Genomic DNA, 3658 nt, shown 5'->3' on the forward strand with positions numbered 1-3658 from the left:
TCCTGCAACTCGTTTTTTTCAGCGGTTGCCAGAACGTGGAGCAGTCGCCTGTCAGTCTCACTGAGCGAAGCCTCATCATCCAGCAGGTCGATAATCTGCCGTTGCCGTGTTGTTTTCTCCCCCAGTTTTCTGATGAAGCCTATGCGCTTTTTAAGCCATTCGACGTTACTGATCCGCATCGTTTAACTTCCCCATCCCGATATTTCCGATGGTGAAAGTATATAACTTGCGGTCAGAAGTCGCATGACTTATCTTTACTCATAATTCTTCAAATTAGAGTAAAGCGCACTTATATGTTTCTCCCTGCGGGCAGAAACACGTGCGTAAAACCAAGGGCAAAAACATCATGGCAACCTATCATCTCAGCGTGAAATTTGGCGGCAAGGGTAAAGCCCTTGCTCATGCCAATTACATCACGCGGGAAGATAAGTTCAGTCAGCGAAAAGATCTCGAACACACCGAGCACGGCAATATGCCGGAATGGGCGAAAGATGACCCCGCCCATTTCTGGCAGGCTGCGGATGCGTTCGAACGTGCCAACGGTTCAACGTACCGGGAAATCGAGATAGCACTACCCCGTGAACTGAACGAAGCGCAGCGGCTGGAGCTTGTCAGGGATTTTGTGAAGCAGGAAACGGGCGGTCAACATACGTATTCGTTTGCGATTCACAATCCGCAAGCCAGCATTGACGGCGGCGAACAGCCGCACGCCCATATCATGATGAGCCAGCGTGTTGATGACGGTATTAAGCGCAGCCCAGAGCAGTATTTCAGGCGCTATAACGCCAAATTTCCGGCGCGTGGCGGCGCGCGCAAGGACTCAGGGCATAATTTAACCCCTACAGAACAAAAACAGGCACTGAAAGCCCTGCGGGAGCGCTGGGAGCGTACGCACAACGCGCATATGAAACGATATGGCTTTGAGCAGGGTTTTATTGATAGCCGGTCACTGAAAGCACAGGGTATAGACCGGAAACCGGAACAGCATCTCGGTTTTGAAGCAGCCGGACGACTGGACGACAGCCAGAGGCAGGATATTAAAGACAGCCGGACGTTTTCAGTCGTGGATGTGCCTGAACAGGCGAAGCATATCGACCACAGCGACCGTAGCTGGATGAATGCCAGCGGTATCGAGGTAAACCGGAAGGAACTGGTCAGATCTCTGACGCATGATATCTCGCAGCAGTACGGGCGGGAGATGGCTGCACGGGTCACAAAACAGGGAAATGTTGAAATAGAGCGCGTGAAATCCCTGTCACGCGGATTTTCCATAAGCAGGTAACTATGGCGAGCACCGAAGAAAAACTTCTCACACTCCTGCTGTCGGCGGAGCATCTGAAAGAGGCCGCAAAAGAGCAGCAGAAAGCCGTGGCGGATTCGCTGGCGGTGGCAAGGGAAACCCTGAAAGGCTACCGGGAAATATCAGACAGTGTGGCACAGCAGGTACGGGATGAAGTCCGGCAGGAAGTGCAGAAAATGGATGTTGCGGGGCTGATTGGCGAGCGTATCAGCGCTGATTTTCAGCGTCTGGAAAAATCCGTCGGGAACATGAAAATCAATGCGGACGCGCTGGACAAGGAAATTTCCATTATCCGCAGCAATATCATCGCGGAGTACAACACGCTGCGGGGTTACAGCTGGAAGTGGTTTGCAGGGGTTGCGGTTGCCTTTGTCGTACTGATATTTGCCACAAGCTGGTTTGTGAAAACGGAACTACAGGACAATTACAACGCGTCTGCTGCCGTCTATCAGAAAGTGGCAGACCTTGAAAAGCTGCTGACAACGGAACAGAAACCGGAAAAGAAAAAGAACTGACGCGCTGCGCTTGTCCAACGCCTCACGTTCGCACAATAAATTGCGCACCCGTTCACCGTTTTCAGCCGGGTTTGGGGCGTCTTTTGAGACTTCCGGCCTGAATTCAGGCCGGAAGTTCTCGCCAGTCAGTCAGGTGCATGGTTATGCATGGGGCTGAAAATCACGGTATGCGATTCTGAGCGGTTTTCGGTGAGAAGACGGGGGTTTTTATGGCTCAGGACGTAAAACCGCCCTGAGCGCGTTTCAGCGGTGCGCGTAATGAGACATTATGGTAAATATTGGTAGTTAATATGTGCATCCATCCCCGAAATATGTAGTTCCAGATATTTTTTCGTTTACTACCTCGAAAGTAATTGTACATGAGTATGTTACTACCCTAGCATCACGTCCTCCGTAACTTGTAGTATAGGCAGTTGAACCATAAATATTTGTTCTATAGTTAGGTGATACAGATGGGGTGTTTACACTGTAATTATTTGTGTAGGAAAGGAATTTATGACCATTTGTATAGTAAGTTTTGTCAGGCGATCCCAGCATCTTAACTAACTCTAAATCACTTTTGCCTATTACACTCTGTAAAGTGGATTCTAATTCAGTCGTTGTTGGACGTTTACCGTAAACAGACTCTACAACAGCTTTTTTATAACTATTTAGCAATCCGCTGCATCCAGATAGTAAGCTGCAGCTAAGAGCAGCAAAAAAAAATTTTTTAATCACTTTAGAGATAGTCTCATTTTTGGAGTTGGAGCGTAATGCCGTTAAAAATAGAATGCCAAAAAGTTGATACATGGAAAAAGAAAATTATTCGTGACGATCTTAAGGGGCATACTTATTTTTGTCAGCAAGGTGGTGCTGTTTTTGTTACAGCCTCAATTGATCACCAGTCTATATGTGAATATGTGCTAGGACCAAAATGGAGATGGCATGATACTGGTAAATCCAAAAGCTATAAACGATGGGACGATGTGAGATCTATAGACCTAGTTGAACTTTTGTTCGCTCTTGATAATTATCGCTGATAATTAAGCATAAAAAGTCTAATGCCCCAATGTGGTACTAATCAAAACGGAGCGAAGCGACAACGTCTTTTTGTCTTTGCTTTTCTCCATGATCGGCTATTGGGTCATGGCTTCTTAGCTCTCTAATCTAGCTAAGTCTGGTCAGGTTGGGCTTCTCTCGACGGTACAATCCTAGAAACCCTGGTCCGTTGATTGGTGCTCTTATCAGGTACGCACTGTAATCTTTCGATACCGCAGCGTGATTCGGAGGCAGAGCCGTCATTTCGTGTGACGGTACGTTACTACCACAATTTGCCTGTTTATCCTTTCGGAGACCGGGCTAAGTCCGAGTCAATCAAGTGGTGCATTTGAGTTAATGTCGTTGAATGGTTTTAAGGAAGTAGTGACAAGCTAGCTTCCCATTGCTAAGATTGGATTGTCTAGGTCTGATCTTAGCAACGAATGCACCGAATCAGATTAGCAGAGCCGGAGTGATGTCACAATCATTTCGGCTCTGCGCTTTCTGGACTTAAGCAAAAAATCCCCTCGTATTTCAATCTGCAACGCTCGCCGCAAGATGCAAACTGGTTTTGCATCGAGGAAGCGTCATATCACTGAATCCTTGCAGAATGCACGGTCACACCGATGTTTCCAGATCACAGCGTACCCGTTTCAGCGCGGTCAGTAATTTTTCAGAGTCAAAATTCAACTCACCCGTTTTTGTATCAACCAGTCCCGCGTCAATCATCAGTCCGGCAGCCAAGAACAGTTTGTGATTACGTTCCCTGCGGTTTTTCTGACCTGAAATCCGTGCCTGAACCGCCTTTTTCTGCGCGGCATCCTGT

The 3658-nt window shown here is 47.7% G+C and carries 3 protein-coding genes and 1 pseudogene; 3 read left to right on the forward strand and 1 reads right to left on the reverse strand.

Annotated elements, in window-relative coordinates; translation table 11 throughout:
* Positions 1–319 precede the first annotated feature (319 nt).
* The 3 genes from N6G83_RS54035 (at position 320) to N6G83_RS54045 (ending at position 2834) form a co-directional block, all read left to right on the forward strand.
* A complete protein-coding gene (locus N6G83_RS54035; RefSeq protein ID WP_012634454.1) occupies positions 320–1282 on the forward strand; it encodes a MobA/MobL family protein in 963 nt (320 codons plus the stop codon).
* Between the two features lie 2 nt (positions 1283–1284).
* Positions 1285–1815: a hypothetical protein gene (locus N6G83_RS54040; protein ID WP_012634455.1), complete on the forward strand. Its 531-nt coding sequence runs from the start codon at positions 1285–1287 to the stop codon at positions 1813–1815.
* Between the two features lie 752 nt (positions 1816–2567).
* On the forward strand, positions 2568–2834 hold the full coding sequence (locus tag N6G83_RS54045) for a hypothetical protein (protein WP_146257330.1): 267 nt from the start codon (positions 2568–2570) through the stop codon (positions 2832–2834).
* A gap of 616 nt (positions 2835–3450) precedes the next feature.
* Here N6G83_RS54045 and N6G83_RS54050 read toward each other — a convergent pair.
* Positions 3451–3658 (reverse strand): annotated as a pseudogene (locus tag N6G83_RS54050) (hypothetical protein); the annotation flags it as partial.

The organism is Serratia sp. PL7 (genome assembly GCF_945957435.1).

Coding starts and splice junctions, on each gene's coding strand:
- N6G83_RS54040 (WP_012634455.1), top strand. CDS start 1,285: ATGGCGAGCACCGAAGAAAAACTTCTCACACTCCTGCTGTCGGCGGAG.
- N6G83_RS54045 (WP_146257330.1), top strand. CDS start 2,568: ATGCCGTTAAAAATAGAATGCCAAAAAGTTGATACATGGAAAAAGAAA.